The sequence below is a fragment of the Streptomyces sp. NPDC005752 genome (genome assembly GCF_040630715.1).
GTDB lineage: Bacteria > Actinomycetota > Actinomycetes > Streptomycetales > Streptomycetaceae > Streptomyces.
Genome location: NZ_JBEXYB010000012.1, coordinates 97,929 through 117,172, shown reverse-complemented (window position 1 = coordinate 117,172; position 19,244 = coordinate 97,929). Strand labels below are relative to the sequence as shown.

The window sequence follows — 19,244 nt, the reverse complement described above, 5'->3', positions numbered from 1 at the left end:
TGGTGCGGGGACGGTTTCCCGTGGCCGGGTTTCCGTCCCTCGGGGGTGAGGGCTGCTCAGGACCGGGCGAGGCCGGCGACGAAGCGGGAGGTCAGAACGGTGGGAGCGGTGATGGCCGTACCGACCACGACGCTGTGGGCGCCGCGGGCCATGGCCTCGGCAGCCTCCTCCGGGGTATTGATACGTCCTTCGGCGACGACCGGTACAGGGACCGCGGCCGAGAGAGATGTCACAAGGTCCAGGTCAGGGCCGGTCTGCACCGGTGTCCCCGGCACGTAGCCGGACAGGGTCGTCGAGACGAGGTCCGCTCCCTGCCCGGCGGCGGTGATCCCCTCGGCGAGCGTGGAGACGTCGGCCATGACCAGGGCGCCCGCCGCGTGCACGGCGGTGACGAGCTCGGCGAACGTGGAGCCGTCGGGACGCGGCCGGTCGGTGGCGTCCGCGGCGACGACGGCCGCACCGGCCGCGACGATCGCCAGGGCGTGCCGGACGGTCGGGGTGATGTAGACACCGGTGTCGCCGTCCTTCCACAGACCGATGACCGGAACGTCCACGGCGTCCGCGATCGCGGCGACGACCTCCGGTTCGTTCGCCCGGATCGCGCAGCCGCCGCCGGCGACGGCGGAGAGGGCGAGACGTACGAGAGTGGAGGTCTCCCGCATCGGGTCGCCGGGGGGTGCCTGGCAGGAGACGATCAGCCGGCCCCGGAGGGCGTCGGCCAGGTCCTGAGCGGTCATCGGAGTGCTCCCGGGTGGTGGAGGGGAAGGGTGGTGGTCAGGGCGGCGGCGCCGAGTACGGCGGCGTCGTGGCCGAAGAGAGGGGGCTCGGGGACGAGCCCGCGCAGCGGCGGCATCAGTTCGGCGGTGAAGGCGGCGGTCAGCGCGTCGCCGTAGAGGGCGCCGATCCGGGGCACCCCGCCGCCGACGACGACCCGGTCGGGGCCGAGTGCGTTGGCGAGGCCGCCGAGGACCCGTCCGGCCGCGGTCGCCCCCGTGGTGATGGCGTGTACGGCGGCCCGCTCACCCTGGGCGGCGCGGGCGGCGACCGCTTCCAGCCGGCCTGCCGGTGAGCCGGTGAGCCGCTCGTAGTGCGCGGTGATGCCGGGACCCGAGGCGATGACCTCCAGATGTCCGCCCGCACCACAGGTGCAGGGGAGACCCGCTGCCTCCGCGCTGGGCAGATGCCCGAGGTGGCCGGCGATGCCGGACGCTCCGTGCAGCATCCGCCCGTCGACGGCGAGGGCGCCGCCCACGCCCGTGCCGACGGCGGCGAACAGCAGCGAACCGTGGCGGCCCGCCAGCGCGGCGAGCTCCGGCCCGGCGGTGGCGCGCACGTCGTTGTCGCAGGCCACCGGCAGGCCCGTACGGTTCGCGAGGCCAGGGCCGAGCGCGGTGCCCGCCCAGCCGCTGATCGAGTCGGTGGCACTGGTGACCATGCCGCTGCGGGGGTCGATCACCCCGGCCGCGGCGATGCCGAGGGCCGTGGCCAGCCTGTCGGGGTCCACCTCCGAGGCCGCCGCGGCGAGCGCGTCGAGCACCGCCGCCGCACCGTCCCCGGCCGGGGTGGGCCGGGTGTGGCGGGCCAGCACCGTGCCGTCGGAGGCGAAGAGCGCGGCGGCGATCTTCGTGCCGCCGAGGTCGAGGCCGATCACCACGGCCCCGGTCGCCGCCGCGCTCCTCGGACCGGTGCACTCGGGGCGGGTGCCTGTCGGACCGGTGTTCATCGGACCGGCGGCAGACCGGCGCCGCGCAGCCGCTCCGCGACGAGGGCGACGGACTCGGCGGAGAGCGGGATCTGCGGGAAGGCGGTGGCACCGTTGTCGATGACACCGAGCAGATGCAGCGCGGCCTTGAAGGACCCGAGAGCCGACGAGCTGCGGCCCATGTCCGGCTCCGGACCGACGTCGACCATGGCGAACAGCTCGACGAGCCGCTCCTGCTCCCGGGCGGCGAGCGCCCAGTCGTTGGCCCGCGCGGCGTCGTAGAGCCGGACGTAGCCGGCCGGGTCCACGTTGCCGATGCCGGGCACGACACCGTCGGCCCCGGCCAGGAGCGCCGCGTCGACGGTGAGCTCGGAACCGGTCAGCACGCTGAAGTGCGGCACGGGGCCCTGGGCCCGGCCCTCACGTCCGCCGAGTTCCACGACGAGCCTGCGCAGCCCGCCCTCGTCACCGCTGCTGTCCTTGAGGCCTGCGAGGGTGCCGTCCTCGGCGAGCTCGCGCACCAGGGCGGCGGAGAGCCTGGAGTGCACGGCCACCGGGATGTCGTAGGCGAACAGCGGCAGGTCCACCGCGGCGCGCAGCCGGCGGAAGTGCCCGGCGGTCTCCTTCGGGTGCGTACGGGTGTAGAAGGGCGCGGTCGCCACGAGGGCGTCCGCGCCGAGCTCGGCGGCGGTCCGGGCGTGCTCGGTGACCCGGGCGGTGGTCGTGTCGATGACCCCCGCGAGGACCGGGACGCGCCCGGCGGCGGTGTTGACCACGGTCTCCAGGGCGGTGGCGCGCTGGGCGTCGGTCAGATAGGCGACCTCGCTGGTCGAACCGAGGGCGAAGAGTCCGTGCACACCGCCGTCGACGAGGTGGCCGACGAGCCGGGTGAGGGAGGCCGTGTCGACCTCCCCGCGGTCGTCGAGCGGGGTGCATACCGGCGGTACTACGCCGTGCAGCGGTGCGGTCAGGGACATGGTGATGGGCTCCAGCTTGTTCGGCGCGCCCGGTCCGTCGTCGGAAGGGAAGACAGGACCGAGACGTGGGACGTAAGATGTCCTATGTCTGGACTCACCATAAACAGATGCCCCGGCGGCCGGTCAAGAGGTGCCGGTGGCCGGCGACACCTCAGGAGGACCGCTGTGGCCCGCCCCACCATGGCTCAGGACATCGAGCGAAGAATCAAGGAACTGATCCTCGAACGCAGGCTCGGACCGGGCGACCCGCTGCCCACCGAGACCGAGCTGATGGAGCATTTCGAGGCCGGACGCGTCTCGGTGCGCGAGGCCCTCAAGGCGCTCCAGGCCATGAACGTCGTCGAGATCCGGCGCGGCTACGGGACCTTCGTCGGCTCGCTCTCCCTGTCGCCCTTCGCCGAGGGGCTGGCCTTCCGTGCCGCCGTACGGCACCGGCAGGGCGAACCCGGGCTGCTGGAACTGATGAAGGTGCGGGAGGCGCTGGAGACCGGACTGGTCGGCGCCGTCACCGCGGGCGTCCCGGCGGAGGACCTGGCCGTGCTGCGGGCCCTCGTGGTGACGATGGAGACCGAGGCCGCGCAAGGCGGCCGGGTCGCCCGGGCCACCGACCGCGCCTTCCACCTCGCGCTCTACGCCTCGCTCGACAACCACCTCCTCAGCGAGGTGCTGGACGCGTTCTGGGCGGCCATGGACCGGGTGCGCGAGGACGTCGACGACGGCCACCAGGACCCGGCCGTCACCTGCTCCCAGCACCACGAGATCGTCGAGGCGGTCGCCGCTGCCGACGGCGCGCGAGCGGTGCGCGCGATGCGCACCCACTTCGACGGCATCCGGTGCCGCCTCGAACCTCAGTCCGTGTCCGCGTAGAGGTAGCTGCTCGTGCCCGCGAGGGTGGCGCGGCACCACGCGTCGACCGAACCCTGGTCCATGGCGGTCCAGTCCGGTGTCACCTCCACCTGCGCGCGGCCGAGCCTGCGGCCCAGCTCGACCAGCCTGGCCCCCTCCGGGGTCCGCTCGCGGGCGTAGCGCCGCAGCGCGTCGGCGGGTGACGCGGACGTCCGCAGCGACTCCTCCAGGCAGAGGGCGTCCTGCAGTGCCTTGACCGCTCCGCTCGCCGTGTGCGGGCGGGTGACCCCCGCCGCGTCGCCCGCGAGCAGGAACGGCGGGTCCGCGGCGAGGGGCGCGTGCAGATCGGCGACGGGATGGCAGGTCATGGCGGTGTGCTCGCCGCGGGCCACGATGTCCGCCCACTCCCGGGGGAAGTGTTCGTCGGCCAGCTGCCGTACGTGTCCGCCCTCGTCCGGGGACCCGGCGGGTGGGGTCGCGTAGATCGCGTAGGCCAGCAGACGTTCTTCCGGCCCGGCACCCCCGCCCCGGGGGATCAGGTAGAAGATGCCGTGCCCGCCGGGGAAACCGATCGTCACCCAGGAGGTGCGCAACAGTTCCAGAGGCCCTCGGTGTTCCGTTCCGCCGTCGGCCGGAAGGGTGCCGCGCCACACCGCGTACCCGGCGGGTGAGGCCCGCAGGTCCGGGGCCAGGACCCTTCGGGTGAGCGAGCCGTGGCCGTCCGCGCCCACGACGATGTCGTAGGCGTCCTCGCCCTCGGCCGTGCGGACGAGGGCGCCCCCGGTCCGGTCACGTGCGACCGAGGTGACGGGGCGCCCCCGGTGGTACCGCGCACCGGTGGTCGCGGCCCGCAACGACTGCCACAGAAGGCCCCAGTTGCACGGGGTCACCGCGCTGGGCTGGCGGGCGAACTCGCGCGCCGACCGTTCCCCGGGCACCCTGGTCAGCCAGACCCTGGTCGCCACGGGGGCGGTCGGCATGGCGGCGTCCAGATAGCCCGTGTCGACCAGTCGGCGGTGCAGCGGGGGAGGGATGACGATGCCGAGCCCCCGGCTCCGGAGTTCGCCGTCGCTGCGCTCGTAGACGGTGACCTCCGCCCCCGCCCTGACACCGGCGACCGCCATCGCGCACCCGGCGATGCTGCCGCCGACCACGCCCATCCGTGAACCCGTCACCGCCATGCCGCTGCCGCCTGTCCGTCGTCCCGGGAGGTGCCGCCCCCATCCTGGCAGTCGGCCGGGTGCGACCGGGGCGACAACACTCCTGCGGCGAGCGGGTGTTACGGGGTCACGGTCACCGTGCGGCTCCCCGAAGCCTGCTTGCCGTCGGCCTTGTAGGTCACGGTGAGGCCGGCGTTCCCCGAGGCGCCGGCCGGGATGGTGACCGGGACCTTGATGTTCGCGCCTTCACCCGGACGTGTCGCCGGGAACGCGACCCGCTTGGTCGTCCAGCCGCCGGGCACCGTCAGGTCGAGCGTTCCGGCGTTGCGGGTCACGTCCATCCGGTTGACGACCCGGACGGTGACCTCCGTGGTGGTCCCCGCCTTCATGGTGGTGGGCGGGGTGATGGTGATGTCGGCGCAGGTGCCGCCGAGCCACTGGAGGTCGAAGGAGGAGTAGGTGATGTGCTTGTAGTCGTCCCGCTCGTAGAGCAGGCCGAGCCGTCCGTCCGGCAGCCGCGTCAGCGTCGAGTACGCCGCGCTCCCGGAGTCGACGACCTTACGGATCGGCCAGGTCCTCCCGTTGTCGCAGGACATCTTCACGGTGAGGTTGCTCCGGGAGGAACTGCTGTCCGTGTTGCTGAACAGCAGCCACGAGGCCTTCGGGTCCGATGCCGCCGCGTCCGGGGCGTACCGCGTGAGCGAGCCGTTGTTCGCCGGGTCCCGCAGGGCGGTGTCCTGGGTGAAGGGGGTGTAGTTCGCCCCGCCGTCGGTGGAGTGGGCGATGGTCCGGTAGGGCGCCGAACGGTTGTTGAGCATGATCCGTCCGTCGCTGAGTTCTACCGTCTTGTTCTCGTCCCCGCCCGGACCGACCGGGTTGCCGGTCTTCCAGGTCGCGCCGTGGTCGTCGCTGTACGCGCTCACCGCGTAGTTGGCGCCGTTGTTCCGGATCGCGTACTGCTGGATCAGACGGCCCTTGTACGTGCCGTTGCGCACCTGGATACCCTCGCCGGACGCCGCGAACATGCCGCCCCAGGCGGGGTTCTTGATCTGCCGGGTGATCCGGCGGTGGGTCCAGGTCACCCCGTCGTCGTCGGAGTAGCTGTAGTCGGCCTGCAGGACGTTCGGGTCGGTCTCGTCGTTGCCCGTGCCCGACCCGGAGAAGCCCTGGTTCACGGAGCCGGCGTAGAAGACGAAGATCCGGCCCGTGGTGCGGTCCACCAGCAGGCTCGGATCGCCGAACCCCTTCGGTGCCGCCTCCTTGCGGACCACCTGCTGTGCCTGCCAGGTCGCCCCGCCGTCGGTGCTGCGCCGCAGCACGATCCCCAGGTTGCCGGGCAGGTCCCCGAGCGAGGGGCGGGAGTCGTAGGCGGCCAGGAGGGTGCCCTTGACCGAGGTGGTCAGCGCCGGGATGCGGTAGTAGGGGGAACCGGCCCCCTGGGTCGCGATGTCCTGGGAGGTGAGTTCTCCGGGCGCGGCCGCGACGGTGGGGGCGCCGTGGACGGTACCGGCCGTGGTGGCCACCAGGACGGCGGCCGACAGCATGGCGAAGGTGACTCTGCTCTGCATGGACGGTCTCTCTTCTCGTGAGGGGGAGAGGTGCGGAGATGGAGCGGAGCGCTCGGCGCGATCGGCCGGCGCATCAGGGGGCGAGCACCCGGCTGCGGGTTCCGAGGGCCTGGGGGAGGCGTCCGGGCGGCGGTCACGAGGGGGCGGACCGCCCGGCCGGAAGGCCGGCGAACAGGGCGTGCACCCAAGCCGGTTGCTCAGCCCGGTGGTACGCGGTGCCGTCCTCGTGCCCGCTGGACCCGTAGACGCGCAGATCCCCGGCCAGCCCATCCACCAGCCCCGACACCGCCGGCGCGATGCCGCCGCCCTGGCTCACCCCGGTCACCGCCCCGGCCGCTCCCGGACCAGTGTCCGCGGCCATTCCTCGATCGGTGGATCGGCCGACGGCATGGCTGTGCCCTCCTGGCGTAAGGGAAGCGGCTGGACAGCAGACGTCAGATGTCCTGCTGGCAAACTGGACCCTAGGGAGCGCTGCGGCCGGACGTCAAGGGTGTGCCGGGGGTGGCATCTCCCGCCCCGGACGACCCGGTGGCGGGGCGGGAGGCGGGACGCGCGCGGTCAGGCCCGGCCCTCCCCGCGCGACCTGGCCTCGGAGATCCGCCGCCTGACGGGCGCGTAGTGCTCGTCGAGCGCCTTCAGGAACGCGGTGACGTCGCCGGCCCGAGCCGCGTCCACGATGTTCTGGTGGGCGGCGATCGTGGCGGTCTCGTCGGCGTGCGTGAAGCCGTCGAGGTGCGGCGCGACGATCGTGTAGACGTCCCAGAAGGCCATCGAGAGCTGGCCGATGAGGTCGTTGCCCAGGGGTGCCACGAGCAGGGCGTGGAACGCGCGGTCCGCGGCGACGAAGCCGTGTCCCTCGCCGGCGCCGGTGGCGCGCATGGTCGCCACCAGGCTCTCCAGGCCGTCGAGCTGCTCGGTGCCGAGGGAGGAGATGATCCGGTCCGCCATGCCCCGCTCGAAGAGCTCGCGCACGTCGACGAGGTCGGCCATCACCTGGAAGTCGTCGTCGGGGGAGAGCAGGCCCCGGAAGGTGAGGCTCTCCACCAGGGCGGACAGGCTCAGCCGCCCGACGTACGTCCCGTGGCCGTGGCGTACCTCGACGATGTCGAGGGCCGCGAGGATCTTGACGGCCTCCCGGACGCTGGAGCGGCTGGCTCCCAGCGCCTCGCACAGGGCGGGCTCCGTCGGGAGCGGGTCCCCGGGGCGCAGCCGCTCATCGAGGATGTAGCGCTTGATGCCCTCGACCACTTCCTGCCGCAGCAGGGTGCGGCCGGGTCGCGTGCCGGACATATGTGAACTCCCCACCTCTTGACCCCTCTCGATTGTCAAGCTACGTTCCCACGCTATCAAGGCATCAGACATCTGACGTCTGATGCTTGACCGTTCCGGAGGCATTCCGAAAGCAGTCGAAACGGTCGCCATCCCCTCATTCCGAGACCTCAACGTCCCTTGGAGGACCCGTGCCCGAGCTGAGGCCGGCCGGCGTCGAGCGCCGCACCTTCCTGCGTTACACCAGTGCCATCGGCGCGGCCGCAGCCATCACGGCGGGCCTTTCCGCATGCGGCGGGCCCTCCTCGACCGCCGACGGCGCGGCGGGCAAGGGTGACGGCGACGGCACCATCGAGGCCGGACTGTCGTACCCGCTGTCGACCGGCTTCGACCCGATGATCACCTCCGGTGCCACGCCCTACGCGGCCAACATGCACATCTTCGAGGGCCTGGTCGATCTCGACCCGGCCACGCTCGTGGCACGCCCCGCCCTCGCCACCGAGATGCCGAAGAAGATCAACGCCACCACCTACCGGGCCACCCTCCGCGACGGGGCGACCTTCCACGACGGCTCCCCGGTCACCGCCGAGGACGTGGTGTTCAGCTTCGAACGCATCCTGGACGAGAGGAACGCGTCGCTGATGGCGCAGTTCGTGCCCTTCATCGACACGATCACCGCCGTCGACGCGAAGACGGTCGAGTTCAAGCTCACGTACGCCTTCGCGCTCTTCCCCTCCCGCATCGCCGTCGCCCGGATCGTGCCCAAGAAGATCGTCGAGGCGGACGTCAAGGGATTCGACGCGAAGCCCGTCGGCTCGGGGCCCTACAGGTTCATCGAGGCCACGCGCGAGGACAAGATCGTCTTCGAGAAGTACGACACGTACAACGGACCCCACCCGGCCAAGGCCAAGAAGATGATCTGGCGCCTGATGTCGGATCAGTCGGCCCGCGTCAGCGCCATGGAGTCGGGCCGCGTCCAGGCCATCGAGGACGTCCCGTACATCGACGTCAAACGGCTCTCCGCCACGACGAAGACCGAGTCCGTGCAGTCCTTCGGCCTTCTCTTCCTCATGTTCGACACCACCGACAAGCGGTTCGCCGACAAGCGGGTCCGCCAGGCGCTGCACTACGCGCTGGACACCGAGAAGATCATCTCCACCGCGATGGTCGGCAACGCGGCGGCCGCGACCGGGTACGTCCCCTCGACGCACCCCGACTACCACAGGGCCGCCACCGTCTACACGCACGACGTGGCCAAGGCGAAGAAGCTGCTCGCCGACGCGGGCGTGGGCAAGCTCAAGTTCACCGTCCTGACCACCGACACCGGCTGGGTCAAGGACATCGCCCCGCTGCTCAAGGAGAGCTGGGCGGCCGCCGGCATCGAGGCCACCCTGAACATCGCCCAGTCCCCGGCCCAGTGGGCCAAGGTCGACGCGGGGGACTTCGAGGTCATGGTGGCCCCCGGTGACCCCTCGGTGTTCGGTAACGACGTGGACCTCCTGATGCGCTGGTTCTACTACGGCTTCTGGCCGGAGAAGCGCTACGGCTGGTCCGGGACCGCCGAGTACAAGCAGGTCAAGCAGCTCCTCGACAAGGCCGCCCAAGCCGCCGACGAGGCCACGCGCAAGCAGCTGTGGGGACAGATCACCGACATCGTGGCGGAGGAGGCGGCGCTCTACCCGATCCTCCACCGCAAACTGCCCACCGCCTGGAACGAGAAGGCCCTGCCCGGCTTCGAGCCGTTGCCGACCACCGGCCTGTCCTTCGTGGACGTCAGCCGCGCCTGACGGCCACGCCCGGTGCGGACCGCCCTCCCGGCGGGCCCGCACACCGGTCCGGGCCGCCCTCCGGTGGCCCGGACCAGCCGCCCGCCCAATCGCAAGGAACCCGACGATGGTTGCTTTTCTCCGGCTCGCGCTGCGCCGCGTCGTGATGATGCCGGTGATGATCCTCGGCATCGCGCTGCTGGTCTTCGTGGTGCTGCAGTTCTCGCCGGTCGACCCCGCCTTCAACGCGCTCGGGGAGAGCGCCACCCCCGAGGCCCGCGCGGCCTTCGCCGAGGCCAACGGGCTCAACGACCCACTGCCCGTACGCTACTTCGACTTCCTCGGCCAGTTGCTCCACTTCGACCTCGGGATGACCGTCCCGCCGAGCCAGCCCGTGATCGACCGGATCACCGCGGCCTTCCCACTCACCCTCCAGCTCACCTTCCTCGGCCTGCTCCTCGCCGTCGCCCTCGCCGTCGTCGGCGGAGTCCTCGGCGCGATGTACCGCGACCGCTGGCCCGACCAGCTCTTCCGGATCCTGTCCATGGCCGGGGTCGCCGTCCCGTCGTTCTGGCTCGGCGTCCTGCTCATCCAGCAGTTCGCGCTGAACACCCGGATCTTCCCGACCGGCGGATACACCAACCCCGCCGACTCGTTCGGCGGCTGGCTCACCACCATGGTCCTGCCGGCCGTCTCGCTCGCGGTGCCCGTCGCCGCCTCGCTCGCCCGGCTCGTCCGCACCTCCATGGTCGCCGAGCTCGACCGCGACTACGTCCGCACGGCACAGGGCAACGGCCTCCCGGTCCTCCTGGTGATCCGCTCGGTGCTGCGCAACGCGCTCGTCACCCCGCTCACCGTGCTCGGGGTCAAGGTCGGCTACCTGCTCAGCGGAGCCGTCGTCATCGAAGCGATCTTCGACCTGCCCGGCATGGGCAAACTCATCCTCGAAGGTGTCACCGGCGGCGACGTCGCCCTGGTCCAGGGCACCGTACTGACCATCGCCATCGCCTTCCTGGTGGTCAACGTCATCGTCGACCTGCTCTACCTGCTGGTCAACCCGCGCATCAGGACGGTGTGACATGTTCGCCACGGGCCGTCTGGCCACCGCACTCTCCCGACCGGGCATCGCCTTCCGTGCCCTACCGGTCACCTCCCGCATCGCCCTCGGTGTACTGATCGGCGTCGTACTCGGCGCCGTACTCGCACCCCTGCTCACCCAGGACCCGCTGACCACCGGTACCCCCGTCCAGGCACCGAGCGGTGACCACTGGTTCGGCACCGACCGCGCGGGCCGCGACGTCTTCGCCCGCGTGGTGCACGGCTCGCGCTACTCGCTGGTCATCGGCCTCGGCGCGACCGCCGTCGCCCTGGTCGCCGGAGCCGTCCTCGGCTCGCTCGCCGCCACCTCGCGCAAGCTCGGCGACGAATCCGTCATGCGCACCCTCGACATCGTCATGTCCTTCCCGCCGATCGCGCTCGCGGCCGTCCTCGTCGCCGTGTTCGGCACCAGCGTCCCGGTGATCATCTTCACCATCGCCTTCGTCTACACGCCCTCGCTCGCCCGCGTCGTACGCGCCAACGTCCTCGCCCAGTACGGGGAGGACTACGTCGCCGCCGAGAAGGTCATCGGGGCCCGGCGCGGCTACATCGTGCTCCGCCACGTCGCCGTCAACTGCATGGCGCCCGTCATGGTGTTCGCGACCGTGATGGTCGCCGAGGCCATCATCTTCGAGGCCAGCCTCTCCTTCATCGGCGCGGGAGTGCAGGACCCCGACCCCAGTTGGGGCAGCGTCCTCGCCTACGGGCGGCAGATCCTCCTCGCCGGCGGCTGGTGGGCCACGTTCTTCCCCGGCCTCGCCCTGCTGATCACCGTCCTCGCGCTCAACATCCTCTCCGAGGGCCTCACCGACGCCTCCGCCGCACCCAGGAGCGCCCGCGCCGCCGCCGGCCCCGTCGCCACCACCGCACCGGACCCGGTCGAGGCCGCCTCCACCGTCGACATCGACGCCGCGCTCGCCAAGCTCGCCCGGCACATCGAGGCCACCGAGCCCACCATCACACCGGTACGGGAGGACGCCGACGCACTCCTCGTCGTACGCGACCTGGCCATCCGCTTCCCCGACCGCTACGGCGACACCCCCGTCGTCGACAAGCTGAACTTCACCGTCCACGAGGGTGAGACCCTCGGCCTGGTCGGCGAGTCCGGGTGCGGCAAGTCCATCACCAGCCTCGCGGTCATGGGGCTCCTCGCCCGCAACGCCGAAGTCAGCGGCGAGATCCTCTACCGCGGCCAGGACCTGCTGAAGCTCCCGCCCAGGGAACGCCGCGCACTCATGGGCCCCGAGATCGCGATGGTCTACCAGGACGCGCTCTCCTCCCTCAACCCGTCCGTACTCGTCGGCACCCAGCTGCGGCAGCTCACCTCGCGCGGTGGCACGAAGACCCCGGCCGAACTCCTCGAACTCGTCGGCCTCTCACCCGAACGCACCCTGCGCAGCTACCCGCACGAGCTCTCCGGCGGCCAGCGCCAGCGCGTCCTCATCGCCATGGCCCTGTCCCGCAGCCCCCGACTCCTGATAGCGGACGAACCGACCACCGCCCTCGACGTCACCGTCCAGGCACAGATCGTCGAGCTCCTCGTCAGGCTGCGAGACGAACTCGGCTTCGCCATGGTGCTGGTCTCCCACGACCTCGCTCTGGTCGGTGACCTCTCGCACCGGGTCGCCGTGATGTACGCGGGACGCCTGGCGGAGGTCGGCGACACCCGCTCGGTCCTCACCGACCCGGCGCACCACTACAGCCGGGGCCTCCTCGGCTCCGTCGTCTCCCTGGAGGCGGGCGCCGACCGGCTGCACCAGATCCGCGGAGTCGTCCCCGCACCCCAGGGCTTCGGCGCGGGCTGCCGTTTCGCGGGACGCTGCGCCTTCGCGAGCGAAGTCTGCCGAGGCACGGCACCGGCCCTCACGGACCGCGGCACCACGAAGGACCACGGCTTCGCCTGCCACCACCCGGCCGGAGCCCCCGTACAACAGCTGGAAGGGAGCCCGCTGTGATCAGGCTCGACGGTGTCCACGTACGCCACAAGGCACGCAGCGGAGGGCTCTTCAGCCGCGATGCCGTCCACGCACTCACCGACGCGACGCTCGAGGTCCGTCGTGGCGATATCGTCGGCCTGGTCGGCGAGTCCGGCTGCGGCAAGTCCACGCTCGCCCGCGTGCTGACCGGCCTGCAGAGGCCCACCGAGGGCGAGGTCCTCTTCCACGGCCGGGACCTCTGGGCGATGCCGGGCGCCGAGCGGCGCAACGACTTCGGATCGGCTGTGGGCGTCGTCTTCCAGGACCCCTCCACCGCCCTCAACCCGCGCCTCACGGTCCGCCGGATCCTGCGTGACCCACTGGACGTGCACCGGCGCGGTACCCGGGAGTCCCGCGAGGCCCGCGTCGAGGAACTGCTCGGCCTGGTCGGTCTGCCCGGTCACACCCTCGGCGCCCTGCCCGGCCAGCTCTCCGGCGGCCAGCGGCAGCGGGTCGCGATCGCCCGGGCCCTGGCCCTCGAACCGGAACTGATCGTCGCGGACGAGCCCACCTCGGCGCTCGACGTCTCCGTACGCGCCCAGGTCCTCAACCTCCTCGTCGACCTGCGTGAACGCCTGGGCCTCGGCATGGTGTTCATCTCGCACGACATCCAGACCGTGCGCCACCTCGCCGACCGCATCGCCGTCCTCTACCTCGGCCGCATCGTCGAGGAGGGCCTGGCCGCCGACGTCGCACAGGCGCCCAGGCACCCGTACACCAAGGCGCTGCTCTCCGCCACACCCAGCCTGCTCGAGGCGACGGACCGCGTCGTGCTCACCGGCCCGGTGCCCTCCGCCACCAACCCGCCGCCCGGCTGCCCCTTCACCACCCGCTGCTGGAAGGCCGACGACACCTGCGCCACGGCCTTCCCGGCGGAGACCTCCGGACCCGGCGGACACCGCTGGCACTGCGTCCACCCCGAACCCGCGACGCCGGCCGGGGGCCCGATCCCCGTACAGCCCGCAAGGAGCACCGCATGACCACCTCCACCACCTACTCCGGAGTCATCCCGCCCGTCGTCACCCCGCTCACCGCGGACGGCGAACTGGACACGGCCTCCCTCGAACGGGTCGTCGGCCACCTCCTCGACGGGGGCGCCAGCGGACTCTTCGCCCTCGGCAGCTCCGGAGAGACCGCCTACCTGACACCGGCGGAACAGGACGAGGTCATCAAGGTGATCACCTCGGCCGCGGCGGGCCGGGTACCGGTCCTCGTCGGCGCCATCGAGACCACCACCAACCGGGCGATCGAGCGGGCTCGCGCCGCGGCCGGTCTCGGCGCCGACGCTGTCGTCGCCACCGCGCCCTTCTACACCCGCACCCACCCCACGGAGATCGACCGCCACTTCCGGGACATCGCGGCAGCCGTGGACGTTCCGCTCCTCGCGTACGACGTGCCGGTGTGCGTCCACAGCAAGCTCGACCCGGAGATGCTGCTCGCACTGGCCGCGGACGGGGTGCTCGCCGGCGTGAAGGACTCCAGCGGGGACGACGGATCCTTCCGCCGGCTGGCCATCGGCGCACGGGGGCTCCCGGGTTTCTCGGTCCTGACCGGACATGAACTGGTGGTGGACGCGATGATGCTGAGCGGGGCGGACGGGTCGGTACCCGGCCTCGGCAACGTGGACCCGCACGGCTACGTGCGGCTCCACCAGGCCGCCGTACGGGGGGACTGGGCTGCCGCCACGGCCGAACAGGACCGTCTCGTCGCGCTGTTCGACATCGTCGGAGCCGCCGCACCGGGTACCGCCTCGGCGACGGCGGCGGGACTGGGCGCCTTCAAGACGGCCCTGATGCTGCGCGGTGTCATCGCGACCAACGTGATGAGCCCGCCGATGCGCAGGCTGGACGCCGCGGAGACGAGTGCGGTCGCCGCGCACCTGGACCGGGCGGGCCTGTCCCGCGCCTGACACCGTTGCCCGCACATGCGGAAGGGCCGCCCCGCAGCATCTGCGCTGCGCGGCGGCCCTTCCGTACCGTGCGGAACTAGTTGCGCGAACCGCGGGTGCGGCGCATCAGCACCGCGCCCCCCAGCAGCAGTCCGGCGCTCGCGCCGGCGGCCAGGCCGATGTCGGCGGCACCGGTCTGGGCCAGCTGCGTGTCAGGCGTGTTCGGGCCGGGGTTGCCGGCCGGCGGCTCCTCGACGGGGGGCTTCGAGGTCGGCGGGGTGACGGTCGGCGGCTCCTCGGTGGGGGGCTCCTCGGTCGGCGGGGTGACCGTCGGCGGCTCCTCGGTGGGCGGCTTCACCGGCGGGTTGCCGTGGTCGTAACCGTCCTCGTTGGCGCAGGAGTTGCCGAACGCGGGGTTCAGCGCACCGACGAGGTTGACACTGTTGCCGCAGGCGTTCACCGGGACGTGCACCGGAGCCTGCACCAGGTCGCCGGAGAGGACGCCCGGGGAACCGACCGCCTTGCCGTCGGCGCTCGCGCCGGAGCCCTTGTGGCCCCGCCCTTCACCGTGCTCGTCGCCGTACGCGTCGTCGTCGCCGTGCCTGTCGTTCGAGCTGACGTTGGCGCAGGCGTTGCCGAAGGCCGGGTTCAGCAGGGCGATCACGTTCACGGTGTTGCCGCAGAGGTTGACCGGGACGTGCACCGGGACCTGCACTGCGTTGCCCGAGCCGACACCGGGCGAATTGGCGGCGACCCCGTCGGCCGAGGAGTCGGCGTGCGCGTAACCGCCCGCGGCGGTCAGGATGCCCGACGCCGCCGCCATGACGATCATGCTTTTGTTCAGAACCTGTCGCATTACATGCCCTTCTCCGGGAAATTCGCGTGGGCGGTGACCCTGATGGCGGTCATTCCATCGACGCGGACGACTTCATAACGACGCGAGGGTTGCGGGGGAAACTTGGAGATCGGTGCAAATTCTGTAACCACCCGAAAGGGTCACGTACGGGTGTTCGCCGCGAGTCGGTTGCGGGCATTCGGGTGAACCGGGGAAACCAATCGACCAGTGCCGAGTTGATCAGGGCGCTCCGCTGCGGGGCACTCGGTACGACACTCGGTATGAGAAGGATTCATCGTGATCAAGAAGGTTCTGGCTACGGGCGCCGTCGCCGCCTCCATCCTCGGCCTCTCGGCGTCCAGCGCCATGGCGATCGGCGACGACACGGGTACGACGTCGATCAACGGCAACGGTGCCGAGGCCGCGTACGGCAACAGCTCCACCAAGGGTGACCAGAGCCCGCAGCTCAGCCTCGTGCAGGGCTCGCTGAACAAGCCCTGCATCGCCCTGCCGGTCAAGGCCAACCTGGCTTCCCTCGCGCATCTGGCCAAGGTCGCGGTCCAGGACGTCAACGTCCTGTCCAACCCGCAGAACCAGCAGTGCGCGGACAACTCCACCCAGGCGAAGGGTGACGAGCCGCTCTCGCACATCCTTTCGGACATCCCGGTTCTCTCCGGCAACGGTGCGGGCAACCGCTGACCGAGCCCCATCGTCCGGTCCGGGCCGCCGACACTCCTCCATCGTGCGGCCCGGACCTGCAGCATTCGGGCGGTTTTCCGGAAAACAGCCGTCACGGTGTTCCGCTGCCGCCCATAACTCGCTACGGATGACAACTCCGGAGTCACGAGCGCATTCAGACGATCGCTCGTGCGGCACGAAAGACGTGTCCGTCCAGGACTCCGCTGCAGAAAGGGACGAACGTGAAGTACACCAAGGTTGCCGCCGTCGCCGCCGGAACCCTGCTCGCGCTGGGTGCCGCTTCCCCGGCCATGGCCGACTCCGGCGCCGGTGCCGTTGCCGCCCACTCCGCGGGATTCCTGTCCGGCAACGTCGTGCAGGCCCCGATCCACATCCCGATCAACATCTGCGGTAACACCGTGAGCATCATCGGTGCGCTCAACCCGGCGTTCGGCAACGTCTGCGTCAACCGCTGACCTCTGCCGACCGAGCCGACAGCTCGTCATGAGAAGGCCCTGGAGCCCAAGTGGCGCTCCAGGGCCTTCGCTGTGCACGGGAAAACCCGTCGCTCCCAGTTTCCCCGTGCACCGCTCGGCCGTTGTCCAGGGCAAAGGCGGCGGATGCCGCCGGAGAAGGGATTTGGGAAAGTGAAGTACGCGAAGACCGTAGCCCTCGTCGCAGGTTCCGTGGCCGCTCTCGGGGCAGCCGCTCCCGCTGTGGCGGCGACCACCCCGACAGCCCCCCGGATCAGCCTCACCGGGGGCGTGAACGAACTGACCTCCACGGTGCCGACGGTCCCCGACCAGGTGGTGAACCCGTTGGTGGACGCGGTCGGGGAGACCGCGGGGCAGGTCCGGGATGACGGCACGGTCAGCAGGTCGGCGAAGGCGGTCACCGGTGTCGCCGAGGGGGCCGGCCCGCTGATCGGTGGGCTGCCGCTCGGCGGCTGAACCGCGGCGCCACCCTCTCGTGGCGCCGGTTCACCGGGCGGAATCCGGTGCGGGGCGCTGATCGCCTGCCTGGGGAATCGTTCGGGTGAAACGGCGCAACCCAAACCGTTCGGACGGAGTTGTTCAGATTGCTCCGGACAGGCGGGCAACAGAGAAATTCCAGAAGGGCACGTTCATGATGAAGAAGATTCTGGCGACCGCGGCAGTCGCCGCCTCCGTCGCAGGTGTTTCCGCCGCTGCGGCCCCCTCGGCCATGGCGATCGGCAACGACACCGGCACGACGTCGGTCAACGGCAACGGCTCCGACCAGTACTACGGCAACAGCAGCACCCACGGCGACATGAGCCCGCAGATCGGCCTCATCCAGGGCTCCTTCAACAAGCCCTGCATCGCCCTGCCGGCGAAGGCCAACGTGGGCTCGCTCCTCGGACTCATCCCGGTCTCCGTCCAGGACATCAACGTTCTGTCCTCCCCGCAGAACCAGCAGTGCACCGAGAACTCCACCCAGGCCAAGGGTGACGAGGCGCTGTCGCACATCCTCAACGACATCCCGCTGCTCTCCGGCAACGGCGCGGGCAACAACTGACACCGCGCGACACCGGCACCCCCTGTGCCCCTCCCGGCCAGGGTGCACCGTTGCACGCCTCGTCGTAGTTCGTGAAGACGCGTGGGGCCGCTCCGTCCGTGCCGCGACCGACCGTTGGTCGGCCGCCCGGACGGAGCGGCCCCACGCGTCTGTCCTATGCGTCCCGACCCCTCGCCGGTCTGCCCGTCGGGTAGCCCGATAGTGCGGGAATTGGGCCGGTTGCCGCAGTCGCGGCCGACGCCGCACGTGCGGCCGGGTAGGTGCGCCTCATGGACCCGTACGACAGTCATCACGCGTCCGGCCGCGACCGGTTGCCGGAGAGCTCCACACCCATCTACGACCGGCTGCTCGCCGAATGGCGGGACGCGGAGCGGCGTGAGGCCGGGCCGGGCCGGACGGGTACGTCGTCCGGCCCGCCGGTGGCCGCCGGTCCAGGGCGAGGACGGGTGGGTGTCTTCGTCCCCGCCGCCCGCGCGGAGGGAAACGGCAGGTAACGGCCCCGTGGCCCCGTCGGATCCCACTCGTTCGAGTGGCGTAGCGGAACTAAAACCTCCGCTTGAGGTTGATCAGTACGTTCCACAACGGGACGCTCCGAAAGGTGAAGCGCAATGAAGAAGATTATGGCCGGCGCCGCTGTGGCTGTGTCCCTCCTCGGTCTGTCCGCCGCCGCGGCTCCCTCGGCGATGGCGATCGGTGACGACCACGGCACCACCACCATCAACGGCAACGGTGCCGAGTCCGAGTACGGCAACAGCTCCACCAAGGGTGACCAGAGCCCGCAGCTCAGCCTCGTGCAGGGCTCGCTGAACAAGCCCTGCATCGCCCTGCCGGTGAAGGCCAACGTGGGCTCGCTGATCGGTGCCATCCCGATCGCGGTCCAGGACGTCAACGTCCTGTCCAACCCGCAGAACCAGCAGTGCACGGACAACTCCACCCAGGCCAAGGGTGACGAGCCGCTGTCGCACATCCTGAGTGACATCCCGGTGCTCTCGGGCAACGGCGTCGGCAACAACTGACACCACTGAGTGCGGGCGGCCGGGGCGTATCGCCGCGGACCGCCCGCACTCTGCTGTGAGGCCCGAGGCCCCTCGTCCGCTCACACGACGATGCCCACCACTCCACGGGGGTGGTGGGCATCGCCGTGCGGGAGGGGTACGCGGGCCGGATCAGCCCAGGCTGCGTACCGGCATGAGGCAGTGGGCGGAGGTTCTGATGGTCTCGGGGTCGCCGACGAACGACCGCAGCAGCTCCTCGGAGACCGGCTGTCCGGGGACGGCCGTCGGCCACGGGCGCGTGGCGAACATCCCGTGCACCTTGCCCTCCGACAGCGCCGCGTCCAGCCACTCACGCGGCACGGTGTACTGCGCCTTGAAGTGAGGCATCGTCAGGACGGCCTGTCCGGCCTGGACGAGGAGCTTGACGGGAAGGTTGGGCAGGTCCGAGGCGTCCAGTGTCTCGCCTCCCACCCGCAGGCCGCTGCGCTGCAGGGCCGTGCGCATGGCGCTCTCGCCGACCTCCGGTCCGTCCGGGCCGTCGCCGAGCGAATAGGTGAGCAGGAAGGCGGTCTCACGTCCTGTTCCGGGATTCGACCCGCTCCAGCCGATCAGGATCTGTGTGCCCAACTGGGCTGGGGAATAAGGGGTGGTGGCGGCTTTGGGTGAGGTCATGTCCGGCACACTAACGGCCCGGGACCGGTCCTTGTGTACGCGTATCACCTGTTCGGGTACATCTCTTCCAAGTCGGCACAATCCGCTGTTGCGGACGCCGCTCCTCGGAAAACCTGTTGACGGTCCGGGGACCCGCGGGACTAGGGTGTGCGCAGTTCAAGGAACCAGGAGGTGAGGACATTGATGACTGTCGTCGCGGTGGGCACGGCCCACGACCCGAAGTGCATCGTTCCCACCCCTGCGGCTGCCGGCTGACCTTCATCAATTCTCTCCGCGCC

At 71.0% G+C, this 19,244-nt stretch carries 20 protein-coding genes and 1 pseudogene; 12 read left to right on the top strand and 9 right to left on the bottom strand.

Annotated elements, in window-relative coordinates:
- Positions 1 to 56 precede the first annotated feature (56 nt).
- Genes ABZ441_RS12830 through ABZ441_RS12820 form a run of 3 tightly spaced genes read right to left on the bottom strand, consistent with a single transcriptional unit; the run spans position 57 to position 2,679 of the window.
- Positions 57 to 737, bottom strand: a complete 681-nt coding sequence (locus ABZ441_RS12830; protein WP_358971851.1) for an N-acetylmannosamine-6-phosphate 2-epimerase — start codon at positions 735 to 737, stop codon at positions 57 to 59.
- A complete protein-coding gene (locus tag ABZ441_RS12825; RefSeq protein WP_358971848.1) occupies positions 734 to 1,723 on the bottom strand; it encodes an ROK family protein in 990 nt (329 codons plus the stop codon). Before ABZ441_RS12825 ends, ABZ441_RS12830 begins: the two co-directional genes overlap by 4 nt.
- Positions 1,720 to 2,679, bottom strand: coding sequence for a dihydrodipicolinate synthase family protein (locus tag ABZ441_RS12820; protein ID WP_358971845.1), 960 nt, complete (start codon positions 2,677 to 2,679; stop codon positions 1,720 to 1,722). Before ABZ441_RS12820 ends, ABZ441_RS12825 begins: the two co-directional genes overlap by 4 nt.
- A 165-nt stretch (positions 2,680 to 2,844) precedes the next feature.
- Between ABZ441_RS12820 and ABZ441_RS12815 the strand changes: the two genes are divergently transcribed.
- Positions 2,845 to 3,546 carry an FCD domain-containing protein gene (locus ABZ441_RS12815; RefSeq protein WP_358971842.1) on the top strand — a complete coding sequence of 234 codons (702 nt, stop codon included), beginning with the start codon at positions 2,845 to 2,847 and terminating at the stop codon, positions 3,544 to 3,546.
- Here the strand turns inward: ABZ441_RS12815 and ABZ441_RS12810 are convergent.
- From ABZ441_RS12810 to ABZ441_RS12795, 4 genes and pseudogenes are all read right to left on the bottom strand, one after another.
- The gene (locus ABZ441_RS12810) at positions 3,528 to 4,706 is read right to left on the bottom strand and encodes an FAD-dependent monooxygenase (RefSeq protein ID WP_358971840.1); all 1,179 of its coding nucleotides are present in this window, start codon (positions 4,704 to 4,706) and stop codon (positions 3,528 to 3,530) included. The genes ABZ441_RS12815 and ABZ441_RS12810 overlap by 19 nt on opposite strands.
- A 98-nt stretch (positions 4,707 to 4,804) precedes the next feature.
- Positions 4,805 to 6,253 (bottom strand): exo-alpha-sialidase, encoded by a 1,449-nt coding sequence (locus ABZ441_RS12805; RefSeq protein WP_358971837.1) that lies wholly within the window; start codon positions 6,251 to 6,253, stop codon positions 4,805 to 4,807.
- Between the two features lie 133 nt (positions 6,254 to 6,386).
- Positions 6,387 to 6,578 (bottom strand): annotated as a pseudogene (locus tag ABZ441_RS12800) (hypothetical protein); the annotation flags it as partial.
- Positions 6,579 to 6,811: 233 nt separating this feature from the next.
- Positions 6,812 to 7,543 (bottom strand): FadR/GntR family transcriptional regulator, encoded by a 732-nt coding sequence (locus ABZ441_RS12795; RefSeq protein ID WP_358971834.1) that lies wholly within the window; start codon positions 7,541 to 7,543, stop codon positions 6,812 to 6,814.
- 170 nt (positions 7,544 to 7,713) lie between these two features.
- On the opposite strand from ABZ441_RS12795, the gene ABZ441_RS12790 reads away from it, so the two are divergent.
- The 5 genes from ABZ441_RS12790 (at position 7,714) to ABZ441_RS12770 (ending at position 14,271) form a co-directional block, all read left to right on the top strand.
- Entirely contained in the window at positions 7,714 to 9,309 is a 1,596-nt protein-coding gene (locus tag ABZ441_RS12790; RefSeq protein WP_358971832.1) for an ABC transporter substrate-binding protein, read from the top strand.
- Between the two features lie 106 nt (positions 9,310 to 9,415).
- Positions 9,416 to 10,366, top strand: coding sequence for an ABC transporter permease (locus ABZ441_RS12785; RefSeq protein WP_358971829.1), 951 nt, complete (start codon positions 9,416 to 9,418; stop codon positions 10,364 to 10,366).
- 1 nt (position 10,367) lies between these two features.
- Positions 10,368 to 12,341, top strand: coding sequence for a dipeptide/oligopeptide/nickel ABC transporter permease/ATP-binding protein (locus ABZ441_RS12780; RefSeq protein ID WP_358971826.1), 1,974 nt, complete (start codon positions 10,368 to 10,370; stop codon positions 12,339 to 12,341).
- Complete coding sequence (locus tag ABZ441_RS12775) at positions 12,338 to 13,342, top strand: ABC transporter ATP-binding protein (protein ID WP_358971823.1); 1,005 nt, start codon at positions 12,338 to 12,340, stop codon at positions 13,340 to 13,342. Before ABZ441_RS12780 ends, ABZ441_RS12775 begins: the two co-directional genes overlap by 4 nt.
- Positions 13,339 to 14,271 (top strand): dihydrodipicolinate synthase family protein, encoded by a 933-nt coding sequence (locus ABZ441_RS12770; RefSeq protein WP_358971820.1) that lies wholly within the window; start codon positions 13,339 to 13,341, stop codon positions 14,269 to 14,271. Before ABZ441_RS12775 ends, ABZ441_RS12770 begins: the two co-directional genes overlap by 4 nt.
- 76 nt (positions 14,272 to 14,347) lie before the next feature.
- Here the strand turns inward: ABZ441_RS12770 and ABZ441_RS12765 are convergent, their stop codons facing one another.
- Positions 14,348 to 15,106 carry a chaplin gene (locus tag ABZ441_RS12765; RefSeq protein ID WP_358971817.1) on the bottom strand — a complete coding sequence of 253 codons (759 nt, stop codon included), beginning with the start codon at positions 15,104 to 15,106 and terminating at the stop codon, positions 14,348 to 14,350.
- A 276-nt stretch (positions 15,107 to 15,382) separates the two neighbouring features.
- Here ABZ441_RS12765 and ABZ441_RS12760 point away from each other — a divergent pair, with 276 nt between their 5' ends.
- The 6 genes from ABZ441_RS12760 (at position 15,383) to ABZ441_RS12735 (ending at position 18,315) form a co-directional block, all read left to right on the top strand.
- Entirely contained in the window at positions 15,383 to 15,784 is a 402-nt protein-coding gene (locus ABZ441_RS12760; protein ID WP_358971814.1) for a rodlin, read from the top strand.
- Between the two features lie 221 nt (positions 15,785 to 16,005).
- Positions 16,006 to 16,239 carry a chaplin gene (locus tag ABZ441_RS12755; protein WP_358971811.1) on the top strand — a complete coding sequence of 78 codons (234 nt, stop codon included), beginning with the start codon at positions 16,006 to 16,008 and terminating at the stop codon, positions 16,237 to 16,239.
- A 171-nt stretch (positions 16,240 to 16,410) separates the two neighbouring features.
- Positions 16,411 to 16,713 (top strand): hypothetical protein, encoded by a 303-nt coding sequence (locus tag ABZ441_RS12750; RefSeq protein ID WP_358971808.1) that lies wholly within the window; start codon positions 16,411 to 16,413, stop codon positions 16,711 to 16,713.
- Positions 16,714 to 16,888: 175 nt separating this feature from the next.
- Positions 16,889 to 17,299: a rodlin gene (locus tag ABZ441_RS12745; protein WP_358971806.1), complete on the top strand. Its 411-nt coding sequence runs from the start codon at positions 16,889 to 16,891 to the stop codon at positions 17,297 to 17,299.
- A 269-nt stretch (positions 17,300 to 17,568) separates the two neighbouring features.
- The gene (locus tag ABZ441_RS12740) at positions 17,569 to 17,793 is read left to right on the top strand and encodes a hypothetical protein (protein ID WP_358971803.1); all 225 of its coding nucleotides are present in this window, start codon (positions 17,569 to 17,571) and stop codon (positions 17,791 to 17,793) included.
- A 114-nt stretch (positions 17,794 to 17,907) separates the two neighbouring features.
- Positions 17,908 to 18,315 carry a rodlin gene (locus ABZ441_RS12735; protein WP_358971800.1) on the top strand — a complete coding sequence of 136 codons (408 nt, stop codon included), beginning with the start codon at positions 17,908 to 17,910 and terminating at the stop codon, positions 18,313 to 18,315.
- A gap of 150 nt (positions 18,316 to 18,465) precedes the next feature.
- Here the strand turns inward: ABZ441_RS12735 and ABZ441_RS12730 are convergent, their stop codons facing one another.
- On the bottom strand, positions 18,466 to 18,966 hold the full coding sequence (locus ABZ441_RS12730; protein ID WP_358971798.1) for a DUF5949 family protein: 501 nt from the start codon (positions 18,964 to 18,966) through the stop codon (positions 18,466 to 18,468).
- Between the last annotated feature and the right edge of the window lie 278 nt (positions 18,967 to 19,244).

Excerpts from the sequence above, each read along its gene's own strand:
- ABZ441_RS12830 (WP_358971851.1), bottom strand. The coding sequence starts at position 737 with ATGACCGCTCAGGACCTGGCCGACGCCCTCCGGGGCCGGCTGATCGTC.
- ABZ441_RS12825 (WP_358971848.1), bottom strand. The coding sequence starts at position 1,723 with ATGAACACCGGTCCGACAGGCACCCGCCCCGAGTGCACCGGTCCGAGG.
- ABZ441_RS12820 (WP_358971845.1), bottom strand. The coding sequence starts at position 2,679 with ATGTCCCTGACCGCACCGCTGCACGGCGTAGTACCGCCGGTATGCACC.
- ABZ441_RS12810 (WP_358971840.1), bottom strand. The coding sequence starts at position 4,706 with ATGGCGGTGACGGGTTCACGGATGGGCGTGGTCGGCGGCAGCATCGCC.
- ABZ441_RS12805 (WP_358971837.1), bottom strand. The coding sequence starts at position 6,253 with ATGCAGAGCAGAGTCACCTTCGCCATGCTGTCGGCCGCCGTCCTGGTG.
- ABZ441_RS12795 (WP_358971834.1), bottom strand. The coding sequence starts at position 7,543 with ATGTCCGGCACGCGACCCGGCCGCACCCTGCTGCGGCAGGAAGTGGTC.
- ABZ441_RS12785 (WP_358971829.1), top strand. The coding sequence starts at position 9,416 with ATGGTTGCTTTTCTCCGGCTCGCGCTGCGCCGCGTCGTGATGATGCCG.
- ABZ441_RS12780 (WP_358971826.1), top strand. The coding sequence starts at position 10,368 with ATGTTCGCCACGGGCCGTCTGGCCACCGCACTCTCCCGACCGGGCATC.
- ABZ441_RS12770 (WP_358971820.1), top strand. The coding sequence starts at position 13,339 with ATGACCACCTCCACCACCTACTCCGGAGTCATCCCGCCCGTCGTCACC.
- ABZ441_RS12765 (WP_358971817.1), bottom strand. The coding sequence starts at position 15,106 with ATGCGACAGGTTCTGAACAAAAGCATGATCGTCATGGCGGCGGCGTCG.
- ABZ441_RS12745 (WP_358971806.1), top strand. The coding sequence starts at position 16,889 with ATGATGAAGAAGATTCTGGCGACCGCGGCAGTCGCCGCCTCCGTCGCA.
- ABZ441_RS12740 (WP_358971803.1), top strand. The coding sequence starts at position 17,569 with ATGGACCCGTACGACAGTCATCACGCGTCCGGCCGCGACCGGTTGCCG.
- ABZ441_RS12735 (WP_358971800.1), top strand. The coding sequence starts at position 17,908 with ATGAAGAAGATTATGGCCGGCGCCGCTGTGGCTGTGTCCCTCCTCGGT.
- ABZ441_RS12730 (WP_358971798.1), bottom strand. The coding sequence starts at position 18,966 with ATGACCTCACCCAAAGCCGCCACCACCCCTTATTCCCCAGCCCAGTTG.